Below are 745 nucleotides of genomic sequence, written 5' to 3'. Positions count from 1 at the left end.
AACCAATCTGATGCAATCAAATCTGAACAAATAGATACGACTGCTGCTATTGAACAAACACCCAATTTAGATGCGTTGGCAAATACTTGGCTAGCTGAGAACGAGCCTGCAAAGGCAGATAAAGCATCTTCGTTTGAGCATACCACCTCTGCTGATAACGTCGTCACCGACCATCAAAATCCAATACGCGAAGCCACGAAGAGGGCTGAACATCAAGCTTCACCAGTGGTTGACGAGCAGCCTATAGTTACAGAGTCTGTCGCTAAAGAAGCTGTAGAGAAAAAACCTATATCCAAAGAGACTGTAGCTGAAGAGCTTATAATAAAAGAGAGAGCGGCGGAAACTGACAACGTTGAGGTTAAACGAAAGTTAAACGTACAAGAGCCGGTGATATCGAAAGATATGACCCCGACCAATACGCCACCTGCCAATCCAAAGACGGCGTCAAAAGCTGAGCCGGCGGTAGAAAGCGTTAATCCAAGCGTAAGTGTTGAGCCGATAGCAGCGTCCAAACCAACGATGAGCTTTGCCGTCCCCAAGGGTGATAGTAGTAATCATATTACCGATATGATGCCAGAAGACGATAGTCGTTTGGGCGATACAGATGCGCCAGTCATGCCTGATATCAGTGATGATGCAGCGTTTAGTCAAAAGTCACGCTCAATGCAAACCGCTCAATATCGTGCGCAGCTGACCCCCATTCCAGAGCTGTCTATCTTAGATAAACCAGATCCTGATCGTAAGC

Annotated in this window: 1 pseudogene; it reads left to right on the top strand. The window is 46.4% G+C overall.

What is annotated here, in order from left to right:
• Nucleotides 1-745: pseudogene (locus ACS8FD_RS19980) on the top strand (hypothetical protein); the annotation flags it as partial.

This window comes from Psychrobacter sp. 1U2, from assembly GCF_051847575.1.
This window is presented reverse-complemented; position numbering and strand designations above follow the sequence as displayed.